Below are 26,639 nucleotides of genomic sequence, written 5' to 3'. Positions count from 1 at the left end.
GAACGGCATACAGCGCTGTGAACGAAATTGGAATGCAAGCATTTTGCTGGTCATGGACGAGACGCCTACATTGCAGATTATAGATCACCAAATTAAATTCTCGGCGTTGCTGAATAGAGGTATGAATTGCCCCGTTCGGCTGAGCTCACGTTGAAGCCCTAGCCCCCCAATTCTGGGGGGAACCGGACCTTTCAAAGTCCCCCAGCATTGGGGGATTTAGGGGGCTACCAACGTTACAGCAACGCCACGATTCATACCCCAATTCAGCAACGCCAAATTTTCAACCTACATGGACTGGCAACCCCCTGACCCCTGACCCCTGACTCCCACCTCCTCCCCAAATTCATCCCCCAACAAAATGCCTCTCCATCACCTTGCCCAAGTTAATATTGCCACGATGCGTGCTCCCTTGAGCGATCCACTCATGGCTGATTTTGTTGCCCAACTTGAAGCGGTAAATGCGATTGCTGATGCCAGTCCAGGGTTTGTGTGGCGACTGCAAACCGACGCTGGAAATGCGACTGACCTTCGGGCTTACGACAATGAGCGCATCCTGTTTAACCTCTCGGTTTGGGAGTCATTGGAAGCGTTGTTTGAGTATGTGTATCGGAGCCAGCATGGGGTTGCGATGCGTGACCGACGCAAGTGGTTTGAGCCAGTCCCCCAGCCTACCGTAGCGCTTTGGTGGATTCCGGCGGGCCATATTCCCACGGTTTTGGAGGCCAAGGAACGATTAGAATATCTGCGTCAACAGGGTCCGACGCCCTATGCCTTTTCGTTTCGTCAGCCTTTTTCTGTTGCAAAACTGCTGGATTCTAAAGTGTAACCTATAGTAGTTGCCAGAAAAGATAGAACGTTGGTGGGCGCAAAGCGCGCCCACAACAATATCTCTGTCCTAATCTCTGTCCTAACTGTTGCAGCGACGGCTATACATCGATCTTCTAATTCCTAATTTTGTATTTTCACCTATGACTGAATGGATTACTGTTTTTGTGATTGCTAGTCTCGTTATCATCAGCCCCGGACCGAATTTTTTCATTACGCTGCGGAATAGTCTGATTCATTCTAGGCGGGCAGGTGTGTATACGGCATTGGGTTTATCGATCGCCGATTTAATTCACATGACCTATTGTTTGATTGGGATTGGTGTGGTTATTTCTCAATCAATTTTGGTGTTCACGCTACTGAAATGGCTTGGCGCGATTTACCTCGTTTATATTGGCATCAAATCATTGCGGACTAAACCGCAGCAAGCATCAACCCTACAGCCGGAAGTAGCGCTGAACAATCGTTCAGCATTTCGGATGGGGTTGTTCACCTGTTTACTCAACCCGAAAGCAACGCTGTTTTATCTAGCGCTGTTTACGCAGATTATTCAGCCCAACACGCCTTTATGGGTGCAGATTCTCTATGGTGCTACGGTGGCTGGAATTGAGTTTGGCTGGTTTGCCTGTGTTGCGATAACGATGTCTCAGCCAGTGATTCAGCGACGGTTTGTCTCGATTTCCCATTGGTTGGATCGGCTGATGGGGGCGATTTTGATTGGCCTGGGGCTGCGGTTGGCGCTAATCCAGAAGGATTAGGCGAAACTACACAGCTGGTGCAGTCCCTGGCACGACAACTGGTGCGTCATCCGCCAAAATTTCTTTGCTGACCACGTTACCCTTCTGATCGATTTCGTAAATGATCGGGATGCCGGTGGCCAGTTCCAACAGGGGAATTTCCGTTTCGCTAATCTGATCTAGATCCATGATGATCGACCGCAGTGAGTTGCCGTGGGCGGCGACCAAAACGTGATCGCCCTGCTTCAGGTGGGTCAAAATGCGCTGTTTGAAGAAAGGAATCGTCCGGGCTACGGTATCGGCCAAGCTTTCGCCACCGGGAGGGCGCACGGCATAGGAGCGTCGCCATAGCCTTACCTGTTCTGCTCCATACTTGGCGGCAGTTTCGGCCTTGTTTAAGCCCTGTAAATTGCCGTAAAACCGTTCGTCTAGCGCTTGGGCGGTAAAAACCGGGATTTCTTCCTCTGGATTGCCTGTGTGTTGGTCCCAGCCATGCCAATCGGGATCATCCGCCTCGTGGTGAATCACTGGACTTTTGCCCTGTTTGCGGACCGCATCTGATTCGACGAGGCAAATCAATCCGGTTTGAATGGCGCGAATCAGCAGACTCGTAAAGCAGACATCGATCGGATAGCTTTTCAGCTTTTGAGCAGCCCGCTGAGCTTCTTCCATGCCCTGATGGCTGAGGGGAACATCGACCCAGCCTGTGAACTTGTTAGCCGCGTTCCAGGTGCTCTGCCCATGCCGAATTAGAATCAATTTAGCCATGATTTAACCTTGATGGATCGGCGTCATGAATCAGCGTCGCGAATATCCATTTTGCTTCTCACCTTGTAGCACGCTTCCATGATTTGCCATTCGTCCTGTGTGCTTATTTTTTGACCGATCTAGGCAGAAATTGTGTGAATTTTCAAGAAGTTGGCTCCGCCCGCCTGCCGCATTGGAATGCCACCCATTACCAGAATCCGGTCGCCGGGTGAGGCCAAATGCCGTTGACGCAGACAGGTTTCCACCTGATGCAGTGCTTCCTCAAAGGTTTCCTTTTCTTGCTCGATCAGCAGTGGCTTGACGCCCCAGACCAAATTGAGGCGATGGTAGACAGTCTCATTCGAGGTGACGGCAATAACAGGCGCTTTGGGGCGTTCGGATGCGGCCAGTAGAGCCGATGCGCCACTGCTGGTGAGGGCGACAATCGCCTTCAGATGCAACACTTCATCAATCGCGTTCAGGGCTTCGCTGAGGGCATTGGGAATTTCGCTCTTAATCGCCGGATTGTTTTCAAACTTGAGGTCTTTCTCGACATCATGGGCAATGCGAGACATCATCGCCACGGCCTCGATCGGATAGGCTCCTACGGCGGATTCGCCAGACAGCATTACCGCATCGGTTCCGTCCAAAATCGCGTTAGCGACATCGCTGACTTCGGCACGGGTGGGACGCGGATTTTGAATCATGCTTTCCAGCATCTGGGTAGCGGTGATCACGGGAATGCCGAGCTGGTTGCAGCGGTGAATAATTTGCTTTTGCAGGTTAGGAACTCGCTCTGGTGGAATTTCGACGCCCAAATCCCCCCGTGCCACCATGATCGCGTTACATTCGCCCAGAATTGGTTCCAGATTTTGGATAGCCTGGGGTTTTTCGATCTTCGCCAGTACCGGCAGGTCAGTATGACCGCGCTCTGCCAGAAATCGTTTCAATGCTTGGACATCTTCGGCCTGGCGCACAAAGCTGAGCGACACCCAATCGATCCCCTGCGATAAGCCGAACTCCAGATCCTGCTGGTCTTTTTCGGTCATGGAAGGCAGCTTTAGATTCAGGCTGGGTAAATTGACGCCTTTGTGGCTCTTCAGCAATCCACCTTTGATCACTAGACACTGCACGCCATTATCTACGATCGATTTCACTTGCAGTTCTAGCAAGCCGTCATCCAGCAAAATTTGGGTGCCCGGTTCGGCTTCTTCTGCCAAGAACGGGTAGTCAATACCAACGGTATCGGGTCGCTGCGTAAATTCGGCAATTGGGACTAGGGTGAGCAGTTCGCCTGCGGTGAGTTTAATAGCGCCATCCGGCAGGTCTCCCACCCGGATTTTGGGTCCCTGCAAGTCTTGCAGAATCGTGATCGGCGCATCCAACTCTTCCGACACCGAACGCAACAGCGCGATGGTTTGGGCGTGATCGGTGTAACTACCGTGGGAAAAATTTAACCGGGCTACACTCATTCCAGCCTGTACCATTTGCTTGAGCATCTCTGGTGAGCGGCTGGCGGGACCGATCGTAGCAACAATTTTTGTGCGATGGGGTGGTGCTAGCATGGCTGAATACGGCTCCCTGTCCTGGTTTTTCTGGATTTCCTTAAAATAGGTCTTTCGATTTGAAAAAGAATGCTATCCAGCTTACAAATGCTATCTTTTCCGAAATTTTTAAGAATCCCATCAAAAGACAGATACAACGTCGGTAATGTAGATCACAAATGCGTCTAATTTTTTATACATAAAATATTCATTCTGTAACCTATATCACCAGAGGTTTGGGAAATCGATCTGTTGACGCAACTGCGAGTGATTCAGGTCACTTAATATTCATCACATCATCACAAGAATTTTTCCGGTTGTCATCCTGAATCGCAGAAAAGCTGAAGTGAAGCATGTCTATAGACCTGTTTGCTGAAGCAACCGCAGGGCCATTTGTCTGATCATGCTCATTCTGCTTATCAAAATCCCGTATACAGCCTTTTCCAGGCTAATGAAGTACAAAAAATGGGTGCAGGGGCTGTGTCCCTGCGTGGGGGCGAAGCCCCTACACCCCTCGTACCTTACCAGAGTGGAAAAAGCTATACAAGCCCCATGCAAACTAATCATAGAAACCAACACACAAGGCGGGATTGGAGCGAATGGTTTGAGGTGGCATGAGACGACAGCAGCAGCACGGGTTAAATCAGCTTCTAGTACCTTGCGGTTGCCCAAAGAAACGGCCCCTCGGCTGATTCCGATCTGATTTGCATCTGAAACGACCTTGAGCAGCTTCTGCATTTGTACAGACGGAGCTTGCTCAAGTCTATCGAGTTGTTGAGAAGGATAGATCATGGCAATTATCACGGTTACATCGACCGCCGACAGTGGTGCAGGATCGTTGAGAGCGGCAATTGCATCTGCCCGGTCTGGCGATACGATTCAGTTTGCTCCCAGCCTCGCCAATCAAACGATTCGCTTAACCAGCGGACAGATCGAAATTTCACCGGGTAAAAACCTGACGATCAATGGAGCGACAGCGGCTAACTTGACCATCAGCGGCAACAATGCCTCTCGGATTCTGTTGGTCAACTCCAATCAGGACTTTCCTACGAACGTCACAATCAAAAACTTGTCGCTTGCCAATGGTAAAACTTCGGATCAAGGTGGAGCGATTCTGGGAGAACACAAAGCGAATATTACGGTTGAAAATGTTAAATTCACGGGCAACAGAGCTGATAAAGGTGGTGGTGCCGTATTTAGCAAATGGGAGAACAACCTGACGGTAATCAACAGCCAATTTGACGGCAATGTGGCGACTCAGGGCAACGACGAGCGAGGCGCAGGCGCAATTGCTTTTGTCAGTCCCGGCAATTTCATCGTCCGCAATAGTACTTTCACTAACAACCAAGGCATCAATGGCGGCGCGATCAACAGCTTGAACGGCAAACTGACGATTGAAAACTCGAAATTTATCAACAACAGCACCACAACGGCTAAATTTATCGATGGCTCAGCAACTGGTTTTCTGCGCGGCTATGGCGGTGCTCTCTTTACCGATCGAGCCAGCGCGGTCAACGAAGCTTCCGGTACGATTCGGATTGTCAATAGTGTGTTTGAAGGCAATCGCGGCTTGGGAGAAGGCGGCGGAGCCTATCTCTATACCGGCAATCAGGACAATGTGATTATCGAAGCCACCAGCTTTAGGAATAATCAGGTCCAGGGTCTGCCGCGCGGCAATGCCGGTAATGGTGGCGGTTTGGTGGTGCTGAGTAATGGTTTGAATAAGGGTCTAACACTAAATCGCACCTCGTTTGTGAATAATAGCGCCACCAATCAGGGTGGCGGTTTGTGGATGATGGGAGCACCCTCTACAATCACGAATAGTACCTTCTCTGGAAACAAGGCAATATTTAGCACTACGCCTGCCCAAAATGATACAGGTCGAAACGGTGGCGGGATGGCGCTGTATGATGCTGCGACTACGATTGTCAACAGTACAATTGCCAACAACCAGGCTGGCTGGGTCGGCGGTGGCATTTTGGCTAGCTCGGCCCCGGTGACGGTAAAAAACACGATTTTTGACAAAAATACGGCCCTGAATGGCGGCAACCCCTGGAACATCCGTCAGCATACCAGCCGCGAGCTGACCGACGGAGGCGGCAACATTCAAAATGCCCTGGCCAATGACGATCGGGTAACGCCGAATGCGCGGGTGATCGATCCCAAACTCGGTCCGCTTCAGGACAATGGCGGTGGTTTATTAACCCATGCCCTGTTATCCGGGAGTCCTGCAATCAATGCGGGCGTCAGTGGCGCTCCCTCAACCGATGCCAGAGGTTTTACCCGCGACGGTCAGCCCGATATTGGCGCCTTTGAATTCGGCGCGGTCGGCAGTACTCCCAGTAACCCTAGCGGTCCGGGAACTCCTAGCAGTCCGGCCAATCCTATCAACGGCACTCCCGGCAACGATACGCTTACAGGCACCGCTGGTAGAGACACGATTTTGGCAGGCGCAGGCAACGATTTGCTCACGGGCGGATTAGGAGCCGACCAGCTCACTACTGGAACCGGAGCCGATCGCGTGCTTTACCGTGGCCCAACCCAACTCGATGCCTTTGCCGGATCGCGGGTTAATTCACTTGATCGCATCACTGACTTGAACGTGCTGCAAGGCGACCGCCTCCAACTCGATTACGACAACAATCTGGCAACTACTCAGCGTCCGAGAGGACTGTTTAATGCGGGTAAGGTGGACGGGAATAATCTCAGTGCGGCTCTCAAATCTGCCTATGCCGACAAGAACCAAAAAACGGCTGGTAAGCAGGACCTGAAAGCCAATGAAGCCGTATTGTTTCAGTGGAAAAAGAGTACCTACCTGTCGGTGAACGATAGCGTGCGAGCCTTCAACGGCAGTCGCGATCTGGTGGTCAACGTCACGGGTCTTGCGAATCCTGCGGCCCATGCTACGGCAGGTGCTCTGCCTGTGACTGGGTACTTTGCCTAGAAGTTTGCCTAAAGTTTGCCTAAAGTTTGCCTAGAGAAAGCAAGGGGTCAGGGGAAAGGGTAGCCTACCTTTCCCCTTTTTTCTTAGAGGTATCGCCAATATTCGACTGAAGCAACCGCCGCATCGCCTGCCACCAAAACGAACGCCCCTGCCGCTCATGCCAATACCAATACTCGCAGCCCCACAGCAGGATTGTTCCGTAACCTAGCGTCGATAGCCTTTGCACTAAGGCCCTGGCCTGGGCTGGTGAGCAACTGGGATGGTGTATACCCCGGAGGGCAACGAGTTGATTGGGTTCCCAGGGTTCGGCCTGTGCTTCCGCGATCCAAGCTGCTTTGCCCCGCGCAACGATCTGGGCCTGCCAAGTTTGCAGGGTTTGCCAAAAGGGCGGCTGGGGTTCCAAGTAATACTGGCTTTGTCCGATTGGCACTTTGCTGTAGACATTGATTCCAACTGCATCAGCCAGACTGAGGCAATCCTGAAACGCTACTTCGTCTTCAACTGCATTGGCTAAGGGCAGTGAGATTGAACCCGTGAGCAGAATTTTGTGCTGGGGCAGGACCAACGATCGAACCAGCTCCACTTCTTGCCTGACAAATTCGGAACTGAGAAACCGTCCTCCGGTAATTTCTAAGCGGGTAAACGGCTCGTTCTCAATTTGCCAATATCGAATCGCACTAGCATGACGCATGTGATTCACCACCGCATCCACAAAGCGAATCGTATGTTCGGCTATGGCTGGACTGCGCTGATCCACAGCAATTTCACTTGGACCTATATCGTAGCGTTGACTCAACCATTCTGGAAAATGAAATTCTGGCCAGCGTGGTACTTTCATGCCAACGGCTAAAATTACACCAATCCCGCGTTGCTCACTTTCTTCCAGCAGCCAATCGAGGATCGAAAAGTCATACTGGTTCTGCTGCGGTTCAATCTCGTTCCAATAGCTGCATAGGCGAATTTGCTTAAAGCCCAGATCGCAAATTTGCCGGAAGGCGTCTCGATAGTCGAGGCCCAGATAGCGGCACTGCAATTGACTAAACGTGGTGCCCCAGGTCAAGGTTTGACCAGCCGGAAGTTTGGTACGAGAAGGGAGTGGACCGGACTGCAACAGTAGTGGTATGGCCAACTGACGCAGCAAATGTCTGGGGTTGAGAACCTGGAAAAACGGAGCCATAGAAGGACTGCTATAGTCATGAATCAAAAGTCATGAATCAAATCATGAGACGAGTAATGAAGCCAGAGTTTTCCCAATCTACGCCAATAATGCTGCGGGTAGCCAGTTTAGCCGATGCTGAATCTTTGTCGCAACTCTGCACTCAACTCGGTTACACTGTCACAGTTCAGCAGATGCAGCAGCATTTAGCTGCCGTTTTGTCCCATCCCGACCATCAGGTTTATGTAGCTGAGCAGCATCGCGTCGTGGGTTGGATTCATGGGCAGCGATGTGCCCTGCTGATTGGACCAACTCAGGTGGTGATTTTGGGACTCGTGGTGGATGAAACTGTTCGCGGTACCGGAATTGGACGGCAGTTACTGCACCAGCTCGAAGCTTGGGCCATGACTCAAGGCTGCTCCGAAGTAATGGTGCGCTCGAATGTAGTTCGTCAGCAGGCCCACCGTTTTTACGAACGCATGGGCTACCGGATGATCAAGCAATCGCTGGTGTTTCAAAAACGACTTCAACCACCCAACGCAGCCGGTGACTAGTTACTACGCTCACCAGATGCCTCACAATCAACCCTGCTCAGTATCCCACCCCCTACCCCCCTACACTCTTACACTTCCACCCCTCAATATGTCCGTCCCTTCACCTGCGCCAACTCATCCTCGGCCAGCACGCCGCTGTCAGAGTAGTAGCCGGAGGCTTTTTTGGCTTCGATTTCAACTTGAGCATCGGCTGGAACTAGTTCCGGCGGGATTGGAATCCGTTCGACCACTTCGATGCCGGCATTGGTGATGGCGTTGTACTTCATGTTGCTCATCGAAACCAGGCGATCGATGCGGGTGACGCCCAGCCAGTGCAGCACATCTGGCATTAGCTCCTGGAAGCGCATATCTTGGACGCCAGCAACGCACTCGGTTCGCAGGAAATAGGCATCAGCGCGGTCGCCGCCTGCTTGACGTTTGCGGGCATTGTAGACCAGGAATTTAGTTACTTCTCCCAAGGCTCGGCCTTCTTTGCGGCAGTAGATAATAATCCCGGCTCCGCCTTCCTGCGCGGTTTGAATACAGACCTCGATGCCGTGCACCAGATAGGGCCGACAGGTGCAAATATCCGAGCCAAACACATCTGAGCCGTTGCATTCGTCATGGACGCGCACCGCCAGCGGCCGGTTGGGGTCGGTAATTGCGTCGGTGTCGCCAATAATGTACACCGTGGTACCGCCAATCGGCGGCAGAAACACATGCAGATCGGGACGGGTTACCAGTTCTGGGAACATATTGCCGGTTTGCTGAAACAATACCCGCCGCAACTCCCATTCTTCGATGTTCAGGCGTTTGGCAATTCCCGGCAAATACCAGACCGGATCGATCGCCGCTTTTGTCACCACTAAACTCCCGTCGGGTTTAAGAATGGCACCATCTACTTGGAGTCGTCCTGCGGCAATTTCGTCCCGCAGTTCGGGGATGTTGATGTGGGCTTTGGTGATGGCAATCGTCGGGAAAATGTCGTAATCTTCGCCACTGTAGACCGTAAACACCTCGCCGACCATCGCCCCAAACGGATCGAGCGAGACAATTTTATCGGGATCACCCCAACTCGGATGGGGACCAATCTCGACTACGGGGGCCGTATTCGTCAGGTCGGCCTTGTGGGTTGGATCGAGCACCCCGCTGGCTACCGCCAATGCCCGATAAACGCCATAAGCGCCTGCATGGGTGCCAATCACGTTCCGGTGTTTGGGGCTGCGGAGAGACCCCAGGATCGGGCCTCGCTGTTGCGGATCGACAGCACCCCACTGGATCGGCACCACCGTGCTGCCCCGCGCTTGGTGAGAGGTGAGGATGATGTGCTTGGATTTAGTAGGCTTACCGTTAGACCCGTTAGATTTGGCAAGATCTTCAGTCATGGTGCAGTGCAACCCCTACAGCGATGTATCGTATTCTAAACTTAATTTCTATCAACTTCATCGTTGGTAACATTCCTTGGCTGGCGGCTGGGTTAGGTTAAGCTTGGCTCGACTGCCAGGTCGCGCTTTTTCTGTTCCTTCATCCCCTAGCTCTACCATGCCATTCGATCCTCCGCCCGTCACGTCATCTGATCCGTCATCCTCTGATCCCTCATCCGAAAAAGTCATCCTGATCAATCATCCCCTAGTGCAGCACAAGCTGACGATCATGCGGCAGGTCGAAACCCATACACAAGATTTTCGCCGCCTGCTAAAAGAAATCGCCATGCTGCTGGCCTATGAGGTGACGCGAGACTTACCGCTAAAAAAGCAGACGATCAAAACGCCGCTGGCGGAGATGGAAGCTCCGATGCTGGCTGCCGACAAAAAAATGGTGATTGTTTCGATTTTACGGGCGGGGCAGGGTTTGCTGGACGGCATGATCGAGCTGATTCCCACCGCGAAAGTGGGCCATATCGGCCTCTACCGTGAGCCAACCACATTGACGGCGGTCGAGTACTACCTGAAGCTGCCCCTCGATGTCGAGCACCGCGATATGTTGGTGGTGGACCCGATGCTAGCAACCGGCAATTCCGCCGTCGCAGCTGTCGATCGCCTCAAAGAAGCGAACCCCGCCTCGATCAAGTTTGTCTGCCTGCTGGCCGCTCCAGAAGGAATTCAGCATTTCCATGAGCAGCACCCGGATGTCCCCATCTACACGGCAGCCATCGATGAACGTCTGGATGACCACGGCTATATTGTGCCTGGATTGGGGGATGCGGGGGACCGGTTGTATGGGACGCGGTGAGGGGGATGAGGAAGATGCAGCTCGTGAGCCTCGCCGAACGAGGGGAGATGCAGCTCGTGAGCCTCGCTGAACGAGGAGTGAAGGGGTAGGTATGGCTGATTTTGAGGCTGGGATGTCGGACCTGACGCTGGAGCAGGCGGCAGTTCGTTATCTGCGCTCTACTGAGGCGATTCGGGAGCGGTGCGGCCAGTTGTTTGAACTCTGCTTACAGGATCGGTTGGCTTACTTTCGCTGCGATCTAGAGCGGCTGGGTGCGGTGGCAGATTATGTGACGCAAGAGATTCAGACTAACTATCCAGATTGGCAGGTGCCGTTCCATAGCCGCTGGCGGCATTTTCAGGCGGGGGGAGTGGATCGATTGGCCCAACTGGATCAGAAACTGGCTCACCTGCCGCCATTAGAACAGGCCAGGGCCAAATTTGATTTGGCGGTTACGAGTGTGCTGCTGGATGCGGGCGCGGGCGCTACCTGGACCTACACAGAAACCGAAACTGGACAAACCTTTCAGCGCTCGGAAGGATTGGCGGTTGCCAGCTATTGTCTGTTTTTGAACGGCGGCTTTGCCAGCCAGCCAGACCAGCTTCGAGTTGATGCAGTGGGTCTGCAGCAGTTGACCTTAGAAACCTTAGCAAACGGCTTTCAGGTCACAGCAGCAAATCCCTTAGTCGGCTTGGAGGGCCGCTTGCAGTTAATGCAGCAGCTCGGTCGTGTTCTGGCTCGCTCTCCAGAACTGTTTGGTGAACTGGGGCGTCCGGGCGGCTTGGTGGACTACTTGCTGCTCCAAGCGCCACAGGGCCAGCTTCCTGCTCATACCGTATTCGAGGCGGTGCTGTTGGGCTTCAGCGAGATTTGGCCGGGACGAACCACGCTTGCAGGAGTGAACCTGGGTGATGTTTGGCGGCACTCTGGTTTGCCAAATTCTGGTTCATCAAATACGGACTTGGGTTCGCAACTCGTACCGTTTCACAAGCTGTCCCAGTGGCTCACTTACTCGCTGCTAGAACCTTTGCAGGATCTAGGGTTGGAAATCACCGATCTGGATCAGCTCACCGGCTTAGCTGAATACCGCAACGGCGGACTCTGCCTTGATCTCGGCCTACTGCAACCCAAACAGGCCATTGTCCTCAGTGAACCCCATGTCCCCAGCTCAGAGGTAATCGTAGAATGGCGGGCGCTAACCGTTGTGCTGCTTGACCAGATTGCCGCAACCATTCGCCAAAGGCAAAACTTAACTGCGGCAGAATTACCCTTAGCCAAAGTGTTGGAAGGTGGCACTTGGGCGGCAGGACGCCGCATCGCCGCTTCCCTGAGACCCAATGGTGAGCCACCAATTCGCATCGTGAGTGATGGAACGGTGTTTTAAGGCAATACGCTTGGCGTAGAACTTGTTGATTGGGGGGATGAGTTGGTCTCGGGTTAATAACCCTATCTATCAACCTGGATACAATGAAATCAAATGATGTGCAGCGGTAGTGTGAAATGAGGAATTTACAAACCAGACCATTCACCGATACCTGGACTGTTGCCTCCTGGGACGAGTATATTCGCCTCATTGCAGATCCCATTTATGAACAGGCCAAGGGGTATTACTACAAAGGACACATGCGAATCGAGATGTTACTGGTCAGTTTTGAGCATGGCAAGGATCATGTGATCATTATTTTTGTAGTGAATCTGTTCACTACACTTAAGGGAATTCCAGCAACGGGACTAGATACCACAACATTGCGTCAAACAGGCGTGCAAGACTGTCAGCCGGATGTGTCCTATTACCTTCGTGAGCGCGCTCAAGCCATCCCATCGAGTACAGGAATTGTCGATTTGGATCGATATCCTGCTCCAAATCTGGTGATTGAGGTTGCCAAGAGTTCATTACTGGACGATGTCGGTACGAAACGAGCACTGTATGAAGAGCTGGGCGTGGATGAATATTGGGTCTTGGATGTGCAGAATGCTCAGGTTCTTGCCTATGCTATTGCCGATCAGGGCAGTCGGCGAATTCGAGAATCGCAAGTTTTACCAGGGTTAACGATTGCCGTTATAGAAGAAGCACTGCGTCGCAGTCGAGCAACCGATCAATCTCAGGTAGGAGCCTGGTTATTGACCCAGTTTCAGTCAGAAGGTTAAAGCAGCGATTGTCAAAGAGATTGAAACTTTCCTAACTGGAAGCGTTCCAAGATACGAGCACACCCTAGATTACATTCTTTCTAGGTGAACACCATTGATCGCTTTGCCAATCTCGCTCATACTTTCTTCAACCCCTTTCTCCTTGCGTTCACTGTAGCGATCGGTCAAATAATCTACCTTGTCACGCAACAGTAAGGTAAATTTGTAGAGTTCTTCCATCACATCAACTACCCGATCTCGATAGCTTGATGGTTTCATCGTTCCATCTTCGTTAAATTCTTGATAAGCTTTAGCAACCGAAGACTGATTTGGAATCGCCACCATTCGCATCCAGCGGCCCAATATGCGCAGGGTATTCACTGCATTGAACGATTGTGATCCTCCACTCACCTGCATAACGGCCAGCGTTCTTCCCTGTGTCGGTCGTACAGCTCCAATACTCAGCGGAATCCAGTCAATCTGGTTTTTCATAATCCCGGTGATGTTGCCATGCATTTCCGGACTGGACCACACTTGTCCCTCTGACCACTGACTCAAGGCCCGCAGTTCTTGCACTTTTGGATGGGTATCGGGCACGCTACCATAAATCGGGAGTTCGCGCGGATCAAAGAACTTGACCTCTGCGCCAAATTCCGCAATGATGCGAGCGGCCTCTTCCGCTAACAAGCGACTGTAGGAGCGTTCCCGCAAGGAACCATACAAAAACAAGATTCTGGGTGGGTGATCAAAATTCGTCATGGATTTAGCTTCTTTCCGCCAAGTCTTGCAAAAACTCAGTTTGGGCCTCGCGCAGTTCTACATTGGGGTTAACCAGCAGGATGGTCTGCATCGCATCCTCATAGGAGGAGCCAGATTGGATCAGGTAGGCAGCCAGCATCGTTCCGGTCCGGCGTCTGCCGCTGGTGCAATGAACTGCCACAGCGTTCCCGAGCTGGTTTTGCTGATCGACGAAATCCTGCAATTTCTGGAGCTGCTCGCGACTGGGCGCTGTCCCGCCCTTGGTGGGCAGCCAGAGATAAGGAAGATTTGCCTGCTGATAGAGATCTAGATTAGCAGGATCGTCCATCACAGAAACAATGGCTCCCACGCCGGCAGCTTTCAGCTCAGCGATTTCCTCTGGAGTAGGTTTGCGTACTCCCGCCAGCTTGCCCGAAATCACCCACCAGAGGTTGTCTGCGATTGATTGACCTGGTTGTGCCATAGCAGGATTCAGAAAGCTGCAGGTGCCGCACTCAAGGTGTCAACCAGTTTCTCAACTCGCTGTTTAATTTCATCGCGCACGCGCGGAAAGATTTCTGGTTGCTCAGCAGGATCATCCAACTGCCAGTCTTCAAATACCTCTTGCGTCACCCATTCCGGCGGTAAGTTCACGCCACAGCCACACAGGGAAATCACAGCATCGAAATCCTCGGCCTTGAAGTCGCTCAACGGTTTGGAATACTGATCGGTGATATCAATGCCAACCTCTTTCATCGCCGCAACCGCTTCTGGGCGCACTTGGCTGGCTTCCAGCCCAGAGCTAGTGACTTCAATTTTGCCAGCTCCCAGCGTCTTAGCAAAACCTTCCGCCATTTGGGAGCGAGCCGAGTTCTTTTTGCAAACAAACATGACTTTTTTCATGATTTTGGTGGTTTTAGCGAAACATCACTCTTTCAACGTTAATCTTTCAAATCTCGAAATCCATTCGAGAGGTGCCCATAGACGAGAGCAGCCAACTGCGCACCCAAAATGGGCGCAACCCAGTAGAGCCAATGATGATTCCACAGCGAGGCAACCAAGGCAGGGCCAAGAGAGCGGGCAGGATTCATGCTGGCTCCTGTAATTGGTCCCATGAAGGCGGCTTCTAGTCCTACTGTTAGGCCGATCGCTAATCCGGCAAAGCCGATGGGCGCGCGTCGGTCTAAGCCGGAGCCAAAAATTACGAACATCAAAATAAACGTCAGAATTAGCTCTAGGACGAATGATTGCAGCCAATTATCGTTCAACGGTAGGGTGGCTCCCATATTTGCGGTCAATCCTAAGGAAAGTCGCAACATGACCGAGGCTAGAACTGCGCCCACGCATTGACTAACAATATACGGGACTACCTTATAGCGCGGAAAAAATCCACTACTCCAAAAGGCCAATGTGACCGCAGGATTGAAATGCGCTCCACTAATATGACCAAGGGCATAAATCAGCGCTGCAACTACAGATCCGAACACAAAACTGATACCCAGATGAGTAACTGCACCATCGCTGACTCGATTGACCATGACGGCACCTGTTCCAGCAAATACTAAAACAAATGTACCGATACCTTCTGCGATAGCTTCTGGAGATGTAAACAATTTCATGCTGGTTTTCTACTGGCCGATTTGCTTCACTAATACAGATAACTATGCCTGATTCAGTAATTATCTAAGAAACATCCTATTTCTTCGTCTGTAAAACCAGACATGATTTTCGTCTTCTCCAATTGATTACCCATTTGTCTTTTAGAGTGACTGTTCCTTTTGCAGCACTTCTTTGATAGTCAGATAGGGCTGGGGTTTGCCGTCATAGGCAGTGCCATACTCGCCTTTATAGAGGTGAACTGCTCCAATCTCATAGGCATCTCCCGGCATCGGAATATAGTTAACCGACTCGACAATCTGCGGTGCATTGACCATGTAGAAGGTGACAAAATCGCGCAGATTTACGTTCTGTTGCGAGGCTCGACCATTGATATAGATAAACAGCGGACGGGATAGCGGCACATAGGTAGCGTTCTCCACAGCTTCGCGAGAGGGAGCAACGGCTTGATTAGCCTGACCTTGGGTATCGTCTAGAATTGCCACCGCTTTTAGTTTGTCCTGATTGCGCTCAAAGTAGGAGAAACCGAAAAATCCGAGGGCGTTTGGATCGCTGGCTACACCCTGCACCAAAACATCATCATCTTCACTGCTGGTGAAGTCAGGACGCAAATCCGACCCGCCGGTAATCACCTCAGCAAAGTAATCATAGGTGCCCGAATCGGTGCCTGCTCCATAGAGCTTGAGGGGACGATCGGGAAAATCAGGGCGAATCTGGTTCCAGTTGGTGATTTTGCCTTGGGCGACAGGTTCCCACATCGTTTTCAGTTCCGACACCGTTAAGGTTTGTGCCCAGGTGTTCTCAGGATGCACAACAACCGTCAATGCGTCAAAGGCGACGGGAATTTCGATATAGCGCACGCCTGCTTCTCGGCAAGCCACAATTTCTTCAGAGCTAATCGGCCGGGACGCATTGCTGATATCGGTTTCTCCAGCGCAGAACTTCCTGAATCCACCCGTTGTTCCAGAGAACTCAACCTTTACGTTTACATTGGAATTCTCTTTTTGAAATTCTTTGGCAACCGCATCGGTGATTGGAAAGACCGTACTGGAGCCATCAACTTCAATATCGGGGGTGGAAACCGCAGGTCCGGCAGGTTCAGCGGGTGCGCTGGCCTGGTCAGCAGGCGACGGTTCAGCCGTACCTTGTGTCGTTGTAGTGGGAGTAGAACAGGCAGAAAACAGGCCAGCCGCAATTATGGAAACTGGAATCCTAAACGTTTTATTCCGTTGAAACACCATACAGCCTCCGCAGGGGAAGAGGAAGTGAAATGAAGCTAATGCCTAAGTAAAGCCCTACATATAGCAAGCTGAGATATTAATACATCAATTAAACTTGATGAGTCAAGTGTTGCAGATTACTCGCTCCGCAAGTGACACAAAAATTTAAATTTACTGAAAAATTCTGCCTAAACTATCTAGTCAGCTACTCGTCGCAGGGTCGAGCCGGAGCCAAAACGCTGAAGCGGCGAAACTCGGCCAGGTACTGCTCCATTGCTACAAGCTGCGCTAAATTCAAACCATAGTAAATCCAGCGTCCTTCCTGACGTGCATGTACTAATCCCGCCTCTTTGAGAGTTTTGAGGTGAAACGACAGTTTAGATTGGGGCACATCTAGCTTTTCACACAGCTCACAAACACAAAGCTCTTGGGTTCGCAACAAATCGAGAATTTGCAGGCGCAATGGCTCAGATAGGGCGTGAAATCCAGCAGCAATCGATTTAGAGGAATAGGAATTTAGCTTTTGCATCAAATTTTATTGATGAGAATTAATCAAACTTGGTTGATGGGTAAGTTCACCTTTTGCGAAGAGTTCGCTGCTTCCATTCTAAAGGGGGATGGGGAACAGGCAAGAACCTGCCCCCTTGAATTCGTAATCAAGCAACAATATCAAGCAACAATTAAGCAATGCGCCCAGAACAGCACGCTTTGGGTTCCTGCACATTAACCGGAGTTGGCTGTATCTCTCTCTGTGCCGTGGAGTCGGCTAAAACCGTATAAATTTCCCAAGGGGCACCGTCTGGATCTTCTACCCACACTTTATTTTGCAGCGCATAGCAACAGTCCACTTGATTCTCACTGACGGTCAATAGCTCTAACGCCTTGAGCCGATTGGTTGCCGTGGTCACTTCAGAGGTAGTTTCCACTTCCACCCCCAAGTGGTTCAGCGATCCGGCAGCCTGAGCGTTCTCGATTAGCACTAGCTTCAGCGGCGGGTTCGCAATCGCAAAATTAGCATAGCCAGGGCGTCGCTTGGCAGGTTCGGCTTGAAAGAGCTTGCTGTAGAAATCAACAGCCGCATCGACATCACTCACATTCAGGGCTAGCTGTACACGAGACATCGGGGTTCCTCCTATATTGATAGACATCAATATTGATTGATGTCGATATTCTGGTAAAGATATCGATAGATGTCAATATAGAAATATGAAAAATAGAAGCGCCAAACACTCCGCCCTTCCTTTCGTCTGCTGTACTCCCATCTTGTCAAGCGGCATCCAACCAGATGAAGCCGCACAGCTTGCTGCGCTGTTTCGCGTTTTGGGGGAACCGGCCCGCTTGCAACTCCTCAGTTTGATTGCCGCCCAACCGAATGCGGAAGCCTGCGTTTGCGAACTGACCGAACCGCTGGGATTATCTCAGCCCACAGTCAGCCATCATTTGAAAGTGCTGCATGAAGCTGGTTTGCTGCGCCGAGAACGCCGGGGCAATTGGATCTATTACCAACTCGTACCCGCCCAAATTGAGGCTCTCAGAACTGCGTTAGCGTTGCCCAATCCTAATCCGTGAGGCGGTCTAGCTCTCGCAGCAACAAGGCTTCGGCCTCGGCTTCGGAAAGGTTCTCAATTGCCTCGACTGCAAACACGGCTGGTGGCTTACTGTCTGGAGCGCTTGGGTGACCCGACGCAGGCAAAATCATTTGAGGCAAATAATCGCTCAGAGCCGCGATGGTGGGATAGTCAAACAAGAGCGTAGCCGGTAGGCGGCAGTTTAACTGGGTTTGGAGCTGGTTGCGTAGCTCAACTGAGGTGAGGGAATCAATGCCCTGTTCTGACAAGCCCTGCTGCGGATCAATTCCTGCCGGACTGACACCCAGAATTTTGGCGGCTTGGGCCGTGAGGTAGTCAATCAGTATCACCTGCCGTTCCGCTGCGGGCGCTGCCCGGAGTTGGTCGATCAAAAGTGACTGCATAGATGCCGATGGCGTTTTCACTAGCGCAAGGTCAGAGAACTCCGCGAAAAGGGGTGTGGCCGGCGGATTCCAATTGGCCTGATCAATCGGCAAAACTCCAACTTGGGCGGCAGGCTGGCTCAGCAGATACTCAAACGCGGCTAATCCTTGCTCTGGCGCAATGGCCCCCATGCCCTGCTGCGAATCGAACGATCGCTCAGACGATAATTGCGCTGCCATGCCAATCTGACTCCACGCGCCCCAGTTGATGCTCAAACCAGGCAGTCCTTGCGATTGTCGCATTGCCGCTAACCCATCTAGAAACGCATTCGCTGCGGCATAGTTGGCCTGTCCGGCAGAACCAATTAGCGACGCGGCAGACGAAAACATGACAAAGAAATCGAGCGGCCAAGCTCGCGTCAGGCAGTGCAGATTCCAGGCTCCCTGGACTTTGGCAGCCATGACCGTCTGGAAGCGGTCCCAGGTTTGTTGCAGTAAAATCCCGTCGTCGAGCAGACCGGCGGCGTGGATGATGCCGTGTAGGGGGGAGGTGGGGGAGGTGGGGGAGATGGGGGAGATGGGGGAGATGCGGCTCGTGAGCCTCGCCGAACGAGGGGAGAGGAGGGATTTGGCTTCGGTAGGGTTGCTGATGTCGGCTTGGATTAGGTGAATCGTGGCGCGCTGTTGGAGTTCTTGCAGAATGGCTTGGGCTGGGGGGGAGGGGGCGTGGCGTCCGACTAAAATCAGGTGGGTGGCACCTTGGTCGATTAGCCAGCGGGCGATTTGGAGGCCGAGACTGCCGTAGCCGCCGGTGATTAGGTAGCTGCCGGTTTGGTGAATGGAGAGGTGGGGATGATGGGGAGGGTGGGGAGGGTGGGTGATGATGATCTTGCCGATATGTTTGGATTGCTGCATGCAGCGGAAGGCTTCGATGGTGCGGTTGGTGGGGAAGAGGGTGTGGGGGAGGGGGTGAAGCTGGCCGGAGGCGAATTGGGGCAACAGGTGCCTCAGCATGGCTTGGATTTGCTCTGGATGGTCTTGGGTTTGTTGGACTAAATCGACCAAGAAGTAATCTAGATCAGGCCGAATGGCGGCGATTTGTTCGGGTTGCCAAACTCCAGTTTTGCCGATTTCAACAAAGCGCCCGCCCGGACGCAGCAAGGCTAAACTTTTGGGAATGAATTCATTTGTTAAGCTATTCAGAATTACATCTACGACTGCGTTATTCGTATCGTGTATTATGGCATCTGCAAAGTCTAGATCGCGGGAGCTGTAGACCTGCTGGATGCCTTGGGAGCGCAGCCATTCCCATTTGCTGGGAGCAGCGGTGGCTAATACAGTGGCTCCGATTTGCTGCGCGAGTTGAATTGCGGCCTGACCAACTCCGCCTGCCGCGGCATGAATCAACACTCGTTCTCCGGCTTGCAGTTGGGCTAGTTCGATTAGTGCATGATAGGCGGTCAAAAATGCGGTGGGAATGGTAGCTGCTGCCGCAAAATCCAGTGAGTCTGGTTTGAGAGCAACCAAGGCTGCTTTCACAGTCACATATTGACTGAAACTACCCGGCGCAATTGCTATCACCGCATCGCCAATCCTGAAGTCCTGCACCGCTGTTCCTACTGCCACGACTTCTCCGGCACACTCCAGCCCCAATGGTCCTGCTTCGCCCGGATAATGGTCCAACGCATTCAGCAAATCGCGGAAATTTAATCCCGTCGCCTGGACGCGAATTTCCACTTCGTCGGGTTGGGGCGTCTGCCGCTGGGTGGGCTGCCAGGTGAGGTGGTCGGGGGTGCCGCGTTGGGAGAGGGTGAGGTGGAGGGGTGGGGGAGATGCGGCTCGTGAGCCTCGCCGAACGAGGGGGGATGGGGGTGCAAGGTTGACTAGGTGGGCGGTGTAGCGGGTGGTTTGGGTGTAGGCGATTTGAGCGTAGGGTTGACTGGAGTGGAGTTCGGCTAGGAGTTTGACGGGGGCTTGATTGAGGTGTTGGGGGTCGAGGTCGATGCAAATGGTAGGAAGTTCGGGGTGTTCTAGCATGGCGGTTTTGGCTAGACCCCAGAGGCAGGTTTGGGCGGGAGCAGTGAGGGGACGGGTGCCGACGGTCTGCGCTCCAGCGGTGACGAGCCAACAGTGGGGCGGTTGGGGAAATACGACGGTTGCTAGGGCTTGGATCAGGTGGAGTGCGCCACGGCAGCTCTGCTCAACGGCAGCGGCGATTTCGAGGTCTGGATGGACGTCTAAACTCCAGAGGTAAATCACGCCTTTTAGGGTCATGGGTTGTCCGACCTGGACCAGCAATTGCTCGAAGGCGGTGGGATCTGTGAGGTCGATGCAATAGCTGGGCGTGGTTTCAGTTAGAGTCGATGAAGAACCCTGCGGATAGACCAAATAGCATGATTGCGCTTGATTTGCCAAGTGTGCCGCGAGCTGTGCACCGACGCCTTGCTGGTCGGCAAAAATCAGCCATGTGCCGACATCGGTAAATTCTGATTGTGTGGATTGAGGCTGGGGCCGCCACTCGATTTGGTAGAGCCAGTTTTGCCAAGCACTGGTTGTAGACATTGGTGTGGATATCAATGTAGACATTACCTGAGTAGATTGATGGATTTCACAGCTTCGTTGCAAGGTAAGGCCCTCAACTTGGGCTACTAGCTCCCCAGCTGCATTCAGAAGCTGAATATCGACCATTAGAGTGGCAGGGCTTTCTGAAGTGATTTGGGAATCCGCTTGCCAAGGAAGAAGCTTGACATGACTCCAAATCTGAGGCTCAGCAGGCTGATTAAACCAGGACAGACGAGCTACGCTAACGGGTAAATAGGTCGCAGATCGAGCCGTTATCGGCAGTGTAGCCGCAATTACCTGAAAGGCCGCATCGAGCAATACCGGATGCAAATAATAGGGTTCCGGTGCAATTGAGACAGGAAGCTGGATGTTTCCTAGCGCTTCGGCTTCGCGCCACCAAATCTGCTGTACCGCTTGAAAGCTTTTACCATAATTCAATCCCTGCTGTTGACAGTAGCGGTAATGTTCACTTGCCGAATAGGTTTCAGAAAACGAGCATCGCAATGTTTCAAGATCAATTGGCTGCGGGAACTCAGATTCGTTTAGGAGAGTGCCGCATCCAGTACAGTGCAGTTGCCAATTCTCTAAATCGGGCTGCAAGCTATAAATCTTAAAGTCAGTTGTAGGTTCTAGAATCAACTGGAGTGTTTCCGTTCTCGTTTCAGCTAATATCAAAGCTTGTTGTATCGTCAGGTTCTCCAAACAAATCCAAGACAATTTTGGTTGTATCTTTGAATTTGCGCGTACAGCCGCTAACGCCATTTCAATAAACGCAGCGGCGGGGAAAACGATACGTTGATCGACCTGATGATCGCGCAGAAAAGGTGGAGATGTGGGGGAAATTGTTGCTTGGAATAGAGCAGCTTGGATGGGAGAAGGAATGCGGTAGCCCAGGAGGGGGTGGGGAGATGCGGCTCGTGAGCCTCGCTGAACGAGGGGAGATAGGAGAGGGAGGGGGAAGCAGTGGGATTGGCGTTGGAAGGGGTAGGAGGGGAGAGAGATGCGTTGGTGGCGATGGGGCGCGTGAACAGAATCCCAGTCAATAGAAAGACCATGTACATAGAGTTGGGCTAGACTACACAAGAGAGAATGCCAGTTGAGTTGGTTGGGGTGAAGGCTGTAGAGGTGAAGCAGTGATGTAGCAGAGAATATTAGGGATTCGGCCATACTGGTTAGGATTGGACTGGGGCTGCATTCAATTGAAATTTGATAACCCGCGTTGTGTAGAGTGGCTATGCCGTCCGCAAAACGTACCGACTGACAAAGATGCTGACACCAATAGGCGGGAGTAGCAATCGCTTCAGTGGCGAACTCACCAGTCAAGTTAGAGACTAGATCGATTTGGGGCAGATGATAAGTAACTTGCTGGGCAACCTGCTCAAATTCCGCCAAGATGGGTTGCAGCATCGGCGAGTGAAAGGCATGGGAGACATTGAGCTGTTTGGTCTTGATGCCCTGGGTTTCCAGGTCAGCCATAACTCGCTGCATTGCGTTTTCGGAGCCGGAAATCACTACATTCTCAGCTCCATTTACGGCAGCAATACTAATTTCATCTCTAAATTTCTCAATCAGTTGATTTACCCTCGCCTCATCTGCCATGACTGCACACATAATTCCAGCCGGCAAGGATTGGATCAATCGTCCCCTCGTTGCCACCAGCTTCAGCGCATCCTCCAAACTAAACACCCCCGCTACACAAGCCGCCACATACTCGCCCACACTATGCCCCAGCACTGCACCAGGCCGCACCCCCCAAGACAACCACACCTGCGCCAACCCATACTCCAACACAAACAAAGCCGGCTGCGTATACCTCGTCTGACTCAACCGATCTTCCCTCGTTCGGCGACGCTCATGAGCCGCATCTCCCCTCGTTCGGCGAGGCTCACGAGCCGCATCTCCCCACATCACCGCCAAAATCGACTCACCCAACTCCGCCTGCAATAACTGATCACACCGATCCAGTGCGTCCCGAAAGACTGGCGAGGTTTCATACAGCTCCCGTCCCATACCAACATACTGGGAACCCTGACCAGTGAATAAAAAGACGATGTTAGGTTGACTGGATGAAGCAACTTGAGCCTGAAATATATCGATATCTGTAGTAGCCCAATCAGTTAATTTTCGAGCCAATTTTTGCTGCAATTCTGCTAGAGAAGTCGTAACAAAGCTAAGACGGTGCTCGAAATGTGCTCGGCCTACATTGGTCGTAAAACATAGATTAGCCAAAGATACATTGGGGTTGCTTTCTATGTGATCTACATATCGCTGCGCCAATTCTCGCAAAGCTGTTTCAGTTTTAGCCGACAGGGTGAAGACATAAGGTTTGTCTGTGGCTGGAATGCCTGAAGGCTGATTGCTTGTTTCTAAATTCGCTTCTTCTAAGATTACATGGGCATTGGTGCCGCCAATTCCCAAGGAGTTGACGCCAGCCCGACGCGGATGATTGGTTGGTTTCCAGGGTGTTAGCTTAGTATTGACATAAAAGGGGCTATTGGCAAAATCGATTTGGGGATTGGCGGTAGCAAAATGCAGACTAGGCGGGATTTGCTTGTGGTAGAGGCAGAGTACCGATTTGATGAAGCCGACAACGCCAGAAGCTGTATTCAAATGGCCTACATTTGTTTTCACCGAACCAATTGTGCAGAATTGCCGCTTTGATGTACTGAGCCGAAACGCTTGCGTTAATCCAGAAATCTCAATTGGATCGCCTAATACGGTTCCTGTGCCATGCGCTTCCACATAACCAATTGTGGTCGGATCGATATTAGCAGCCGCCAATGCTTCTGCCGTTACTCTAGTTTGTCCTTCCGCTTGGGGAGCAAAATAGCCAACCTTTTGGCCGCCATCGTTGCCAACCGCCGAGCCTTTGATCACGGCATATACCCGATCGCCATCTGCAATCGCCTGCTCGAGTCGCTTCAGCACTACCATTCCGACTCCGCTGCCAAAAACCGTGCCTGCGGCTTGGGCATCAAAGGCGCGACAATGACCATCCGGCGACAAAATCATGCCGTCTTGATAGAGATGGCCCATTTGTTGAGGCGTATGCACCGCCACGCCACCTGCTAGCGCCATATCACATTCGCCATTCAATATACTCTGTCGCGCCATGTGAATCGCCACCAACGAAGTCGAGCAGGCTGTCTGTAGATTGACGCTGGGTCCGGTCAGGTTGAGCTTGTAGGAAACGCGGGTCGTGAGATAGTCTTTGTCGTTGGCAACTGTGAGCTGAAAGCCGCCCATCGAGCTGAGACTGAGTACCCGCAGCGAATCGTTGGCATCGAGCTGATCGCGGTTCGGATAAACATGATTCAGCAGATAGGTGTTCATCGCGGCTCCGGCATAAAGGCCGATTGCACCCTTATAGGCGAGGGGATTATATCCGGCATCTTCTAAACTTTCCCAGGCGCATTCCAGTAATAATCGCTGCTGTGGATCGAGCAGTTTAGCTTCGTTGGGACTGTAGCCAAAAAACTCGGCATCAAAGGCAGTGATATCGCAATCGAGAATCGGGCTGGCTTTGACGTAATTGGGATGCTGCACCAAACTGGCATCGACGCCAGCAGCCAACAGCTCGGCATCGCTGAAAAACGTGATCGACTCGATGCCATCACAGAGATTTTGCCAAAACTGTTCGATTGAATTCGCCCCTGGAAACCGACAGGCCATGCCAATCACAGCAATATCCGCGTTACCAACGGCTGTAGCCCGCTTTGTCGGATTCATTCGCGGCGGTTCAACCCGACTGAGGTGGCGCGCCAATGCCGCAATCGTAGGATACTGAAACAGGGTAACGGCAGTCAGAGAGGGGACTAGCTCGGTCTGTAACCGCTGCAACACCTGCATTAGCAATACCGAATTGCCGCCCAGCTCAAAAAAGTTGTCCTGTACACCAACAGCAGGCAACCGCAAGACATCCTGCCAAATTTGGGCAATCTGACGCTCTAGTTGATTCTGAGGTTGATCTCGTGGAGAAGCCGTGGTTGCAGCAAGCGAGGACACCAGCGAGTCAAACTCACCTGCCGCGAATCGCTCGACTAATTGCCGTCGCTGAATTTTACCGAGGTTGGTTTTGGGAATATCGATCCGCCGCAGCGGAATCACCACACTCGGTGTGATGCCCATCGTCTGCATCAGCTGTCGCCGAATTGCTTTGATTAATGGCTCCACGGATTCGGTGAGCGGACTGAAGAAAATTGCCAAGCGATCAGTGGAATCATTCGGTGAACGCACGGCACAAGCCGCTGTGAAGGAAACGGCAACGCCTTCTAACTGTTCTACTGCCGCTTCGATTTCGTGGCTGTAGTAGTTGACACCATTGATGATAATCACCTCTTTTTGGCGTCCGGTAATCGTCAGGCGGCCTGCCCGCAAAAAGGCTAAATCGCCTGTATCAAACCAACCGTCTGGTGTGAATACGGCTGTGGTCAGATCCGGGCGGCGATAGTAGCCTTGCATTATCGTCAATCCCTGCACCTGCAAGCGTCCTATTGTCCCTTCTGGTAATACCTGATTGTTTTCATCTACAATTCGCAGCGTCACTCCTGGAATTGGTAGACCCACATCCACAAATGTATCTTCATCTGAAGTTACATCGAGCGCAAACTGATGCGAATGCACAATTCCAGAGCAGGTTTCCGACATGCCATAGCCAGGACTGACTACAGTTTGATTCAAGCCATAGGGAGTTAATAACTGCAAAAATCGCCGCGTCGTTTTGCCTACCACCGCTTCGGCTCCGTTGCCCATCCAGCGCAAACAAGACAAATCCCAAGCGCGTGACTGCATTTCCTCAGCGCGGTCGTTGATTAGGCTATAGGCAAAATTAGGTGCCCAAGTATGCGTCACCCGGTACTGGTCGATCCAATCTAACCAGCGCAGCGGCTGTTGCAGTACCAGCTCATTTGCTACATGAATTTGATCACAGCCCAGATACACCTGCGTCAGGTGAAACATCACCAAACTCGCGACATGCTCCAGGGGCATCCAGTTGAGGCTGATCGAGTCTGATGTGAGCCGATTCGCGGTTGCCATGCCATAGACGCTGACCATCAGATTTCGCCCACTTAGCATCACGCCCTTCGGAGTTCCGGTACTGCCCGATGTGAACAACAGCAAGGTCAAATTATCAGGATCGGCGGCATGAAATTCAGTGGCGGGCGTCTCGTTTAACAGGGCTTCCAGAGTCAGGATCGCACGAGGTTGGCAATCCACTCGCTGGCAGAATGACTGAAGCTGAGGCTGTAACGCCTGCTCGGTCAGGATGGGCGGATTTTCTAACAGAGTCATCGCATCGCGCAAAAGGGCTGCTTTTCCGTGAATTTGACTGGATTCAGCACTGTAGTCGGGCGCAACCGCCAAGGGCACCGGCACAAAGCCACCCAAAACGCAGCCCCAAAAGGCCGTTAGCAGAGCGGAACTGACTGCACAATGCAGAATCACCGCATCTCCAGGCTGTAAGCCCAACCGCCGCAATCCTTGAAGCACAGAGGCTGCCTGATACCGCAATTCGGCATAGGTCTGGGTCACGACTGTTTGATCAGGTAGGAGATAGGTGATCCCTGTCGGTTGTGCAGCGGCTCGATTTAGCCAATCCACCAACGGTACCGACTGGACCTGTTCCGGTACGGCAACTCCAATGCTAATAGCCAGCGGTTGATTGATTGCATCCTGGGTCATGGCGGTTCCCTCTCGTCAATCCCACTCAACTATGCCAGAAAATGC

20 protein-coding genes are annotated in these 26,639 nt (G+C 52.1%); 8 read left to right on the top strand and 12 right to left on the bottom strand.

Annotated elements, in window-relative coordinates; translation table 11 throughout:
- The first annotated feature begins 358 nt into the window (after window positions 1-358).
- Window positions 359-826 carry a DUF3291 domain-containing protein gene (locus HJG54_RS08615; protein ID WP_316434464.1) on the top strand — a complete coding sequence of 156 codons (468 nt, stop codon included), beginning with the start codon at window positions 359-361 and terminating at the stop codon, window positions 824-826.
- A gap of 142 nt (window positions 827-968) precedes the next feature.
- On the top strand, window positions 969-1,583 hold the full coding sequence (locus HJG54_RS08610) for a LysE family translocator (RefSeq protein WP_316434463.1): 615 nt from the start codon (window positions 969-971) through the stop codon (window positions 1,581-1,583).
- A 6-nt stretch (window positions 1,584-1,589) separates the two neighbouring features.
- Here HJG54_RS08610 and HJG54_RS08605 read toward each other — a convergent pair whose 3' ends face one another.
- Both HJG54_RS08605 and pyk read right to left on the bottom strand, forming a co-directional pair.
- A complete protein-coding gene (locus HJG54_RS08605; protein WP_420717385.1) occupies window positions 1,590-2,333 on the bottom strand; it encodes a 2,3-bisphosphoglycerate-dependent phosphoglycerate mutase in 744 nt (247 codons plus the stop codon).
- A 116-nt stretch (window positions 2,334-2,449) separates the two neighbouring features.
- Entirely contained in the window at window positions 2,450-3,874 is a 1,425-nt protein-coding gene (gene pyk / locus HJG54_RS08600) for a pyruvate kinase (RefSeq protein WP_316434461.1), read from the bottom strand.
- Window positions 3,875-4,643: 769 nt separating this feature from the next.
- Between pyk and HJG54_RS08595 the strand changes: the two genes are divergently transcribed.
- Complete coding sequence (locus HJG54_RS08595; RefSeq protein ID WP_316434460.1) at window positions 4,644-6,797, top strand: choice-of-anchor Q domain-containing protein; 2,154 nt, start codon at window positions 4,644-4,646, stop codon at window positions 6,795-6,797.
- 64 nt (window positions 6,798-6,861) lie between these two features.
- Here the strand turns inward: HJG54_RS08595 and HJG54_RS08590 are convergent, their stop codons facing one another.
- Complete coding sequence (locus HJG54_RS08590) at window positions 6,862-7,974, bottom strand: beta-galactosidase (RefSeq protein ID WP_316434458.1); 1,113 nt, start codon at window positions 7,972-7,974, stop codon at window positions 6,862-6,864.
- Window positions 7,975-8,018: 44 nt separating this feature from the next.
- Between HJG54_RS08590 and HJG54_RS08585 the strand changes: the two genes are divergently transcribed.
- Entirely contained in the window at window positions 8,019-8,507 is a 489-nt protein-coding gene (locus tag HJG54_RS08585; protein WP_316434457.1) for a GNAT family N-acetyltransferase, read from the top strand.
- Between the two features lie 83 nt (window positions 8,508-8,590).
- Here the strand turns inward: HJG54_RS08585 and HJG54_RS08580 are convergent, their stop codons facing one another.
- Window positions 8,591-9,871 carry a GTP cyclohydrolase II gene (locus tag HJG54_RS08580; RefSeq protein WP_316434456.1) on the bottom strand — a complete coding sequence of 427 codons (1,281 nt, stop codon included), beginning with the start codon at window positions 9,869-9,871 and terminating at the stop codon, window positions 8,591-8,593.
- 157 nt (window positions 9,872-10,028) lie between these two features.
- Here HJG54_RS08580 and upp point away from each other — a divergent pair, with 157 nt between their 5' ends.
- From upp to HJG54_RS08565, 3 genes are all read left to right on the top strand, one after another.
- Window positions 10,029-10,718: a uracil phosphoribosyltransferase gene (upp, locus tag HJG54_RS08575; RefSeq protein ID WP_316434455.1), complete on the top strand. Its 690-nt coding sequence runs from the start codon at window positions 10,029-10,031 to the stop codon at window positions 10,716-10,718.
- Window positions 10,719-10,809: 91 nt separating this feature from the next.
- Window positions 10,810-12,081, top strand: coding sequence for a URC4/urg3 family protein (locus HJG54_RS08570; RefSeq protein ID WP_316434454.1), 1,272 nt, complete (start codon window positions 10,810-10,812; stop codon window positions 12,079-12,081).
- Window positions 12,082-12,197: 116 nt separating this feature from the next.
- A complete protein-coding gene (locus tag HJG54_RS08565) occupies window positions 12,198-12,845 on the top strand; it encodes a Uma2 family endonuclease (RefSeq protein WP_316434453.1) in 648 nt (215 codons plus the stop codon).
- 69 nt (window positions 12,846-12,914) lie between these two features.
- Here the strand turns inward: HJG54_RS08565 and arsH are convergent, their stop codons facing one another.
- The 7 genes from arsH to HJG54_RS08530 form a co-directional block, all read right to left on the bottom strand.
- The gene (arsH, locus tag HJG54_RS08560; protein ID WP_316434452.1) at window positions 12,915-13,583 is read right to left on the bottom strand and encodes an arsenical resistance protein ArsH; all 669 of its coding nucleotides are present in this window, start codon (window positions 13,581-13,583) and stop codon (window positions 12,915-12,917) included.
- A 4-nt stretch (window positions 13,584-13,587) separates the two neighbouring features.
- Window positions 13,588-14,046, bottom strand: coding sequence for a dual specificity protein phosphatase family protein (locus HJG54_RS08555; protein ID WP_316434451.1), 459 nt, complete (start codon window positions 14,044-14,046; stop codon window positions 13,588-13,590).
- Window positions 14,047-14,054: 8 nt separating this feature from the next.
- Complete coding sequence (gene arsC, locus HJG54_RS08550; RefSeq protein WP_316434450.1) at window positions 14,055-14,453, bottom strand: arsenate reductase, glutathione/glutaredoxin type; 399 nt, start codon at window positions 14,451-14,453, stop codon at window positions 14,055-14,057.
- 50 nt (window positions 14,454-14,503) lie between these two features.
- Entirely contained in the window at window positions 14,504-15,181 is a 678-nt protein-coding gene (locus tag HJG54_RS08545; protein ID WP_316434449.1) for an MIP/aquaporin family protein, read from the bottom strand.
- A gap of 141 nt (window positions 15,182-15,322) precedes the next feature.
- Window positions 15,323-16,420, bottom strand: a complete 1,098-nt coding sequence (locus HJG54_RS08540) for a PstS family phosphate ABC transporter substrate-binding protein (RefSeq protein WP_316434448.1) — start codon at window positions 16,418-16,420, stop codon at window positions 15,323-15,325.
- Window positions 16,421-16,604: 184 nt separating this feature from the next.
- Window positions 16,605-16,928 carry an ArsR/SmtB family transcription factor gene (locus HJG54_RS08535; protein WP_316434447.1) on the bottom strand — a complete coding sequence of 108 codons (324 nt, stop codon included), beginning with the start codon at window positions 16,926-16,928 and terminating at the stop codon, window positions 16,605-16,607.
- Between the two features lie 151 nt (window positions 16,929-17,079).
- Window positions 17,080-17,520: an ArsI/CadI family heavy metal resistance metalloenzyme gene (locus HJG54_RS08530; RefSeq protein ID WP_316434446.1), complete on the bottom strand. Its 441-nt coding sequence runs from the start codon at window positions 17,518-17,520 to the stop codon at window positions 17,080-17,082.
- Between the two features lie 85 nt (window positions 17,521-17,605).
- On the opposite strand from HJG54_RS08530, the gene HJG54_RS08525 reads away from it, so the two are divergent.
- The gene (locus tag HJG54_RS08525) at window positions 17,606-17,968 is read left to right on the top strand and encodes an ArsR/SmtB family transcription factor (RefSeq protein ID WP_316434445.1); all 363 of its coding nucleotides are present in this window, start codon (window positions 17,606-17,608) and stop codon (window positions 17,966-17,968) included.
- On the opposite strand, the gene HJG54_RS08520 is transcribed toward HJG54_RS08525, so the two are convergent.
- Window positions 17,958-26,594: an SDR family NAD(P)-dependent oxidoreductase gene (locus HJG54_RS08520; RefSeq protein WP_316434444.1), complete on the bottom strand. Its 8,637-nt coding sequence runs from the start codon at window positions 26,592-26,594 to the stop codon at window positions 17,958-17,960. The genes HJG54_RS08525 and HJG54_RS08520 overlap by 11 nt on opposite strands.
- Between the last annotated feature and the right edge of the window lie 45 nt (window positions 26,595-26,639).

Origin of the sequence: Leptolyngbya sp. NK1-12 (assembly GCF_032598965.1) — a bacterium.
Taxonomy (GTDB): Bacteria; Cyanobacteriota; Cyanobacteriia; order Elainellales; family Elainellaceae; genus Elainella.
This window is presented reverse-complemented; position numbering and strand designations above follow the sequence as displayed.

What these genes read in the sequence shown, in the direction of transcription:
- HJG54_RS08555 (WP_316434451.1), bottom strand. Translation starts at nt 14,046, where the DNA reads ATGGCACAACCAGGTCAATCAATCGCAGACAACCTCTGGTGGGTGATT.
- upp (WP_316434455.1), top strand. Translation starts at nt 10,029, where the DNA reads ATGCCATTCGATCCTCCGCCCGTCACGTCATCTGATCCGTCATCCTCT.
- HJG54_RS08615 (WP_316434464.1), top strand. Translation starts at nt 359, where the DNA reads ATGCCTCTCCATCACCTTGCCCAAGTTAATATTGCCACGATGCGTGCT.
- HJG54_RS08610 (WP_316434463.1), top strand. Translation starts at nt 969, where the DNA reads ATGACTGAATGGATTACTGTTTTTGTGATTGCTAGTCTCGTTATCATC.
- HJG54_RS08580 (WP_316434456.1), bottom strand. Translation starts at nt 9,871, where the DNA reads ATGACTGAAGATCTTGCCAAATCTAACGGGTCTAACGGTAAGCCTACT.
- HJG54_RS08595 (WP_316434460.1), top strand. Translation starts at nt 4,644, where the DNA reads ATGGCAATTATCACGGTTACATCGACCGCCGACAGTGGTGCAGGATCG.
- HJG54_RS08540 (WP_316434448.1), bottom strand. Translation starts at nt 16,420, where the DNA reads ATGGTGTTTCAACGGAATAAAACGTTTAGGATTCCAGTTTCCATAATT.
- arsH (WP_316434452.1), bottom strand. Translation starts at nt 13,583, where the DNA reads ATGACGAATTTTGATCACCCACCCAGAATCTTGTTTTTGTATGGTTCC.
- HJG54_RS08530 (WP_316434446.1), bottom strand. Translation starts at nt 17,520, where the DNA reads ATGTCTCGTGTACAGCTAGCCCTGAATGTGAGTGATGTCGATGCGGCT.
- HJG54_RS08570 (WP_316434454.1), top strand. Translation starts at nt 10,810, where the DNA reads ATGGCTGATTTTGAGGCTGGGATGTCGGACCTGACGCTGGAGCAGGCG.
- pyk (WP_316434461.1), bottom strand. Translation starts at nt 3,874, where the DNA reads ATGCTAGCACCACCCCATCGCACAAAAATTGTTGCTACGATCGGTCCC.
- arsC (WP_316434450.1), bottom strand. Translation starts at nt 14,453, where the DNA reads ATGTTTGTTTGCAAAAAGAACTCGGCTCGCTCCCAAATGGCGGAAGGT.
- HJG54_RS08565 (WP_316434453.1), top strand. Translation starts at nt 12,198, where the DNA reads ATGAGGAATTTACAAACCAGACCATTCACCGATACCTGGACTGTTGCC.
- HJG54_RS08525 (WP_316434445.1), top strand. Translation starts at nt 17,606, where the DNA reads ATGAAAAATAGAAGCGCCAAACACTCCGCCCTTCCTTTCGTCTGCTGT.
- HJG54_RS08590 (WP_316434458.1), bottom strand. Translation starts at nt 7,974, where the DNA reads ATGGCTCCGTTTTTCCAGGTTCTCAACCCCAGACATTTGCTGCGTCAG.
- HJG54_RS08545 (WP_316434449.1), bottom strand. Translation starts at nt 15,181, where the DNA reads ATGAAATTGTTTACATCTCCAGAAGCTATCGCAGAAGGTATCGGTACA.
- HJG54_RS08585 (WP_316434457.1), top strand. Translation starts at nt 8,019, where the DNA reads ATGAGACGAGTAATGAAGCCAGAGTTTTCCCAATCTACGCCAATAATG.
- HJG54_RS08535 (WP_316434447.1), bottom strand. Translation starts at nt 16,928, where the DNA reads ATGCAAAAGCTAAATTCCTATTCCTCTAAATCGATTGCTGCTGGATTT.
- HJG54_RS08520 (WP_316434444.1), bottom strand. Translation starts at nt 26,594, where the DNA reads ATGACCCAGGATGCAATCAATCAACCGCTGGCTATTAGCATTGGAGTT.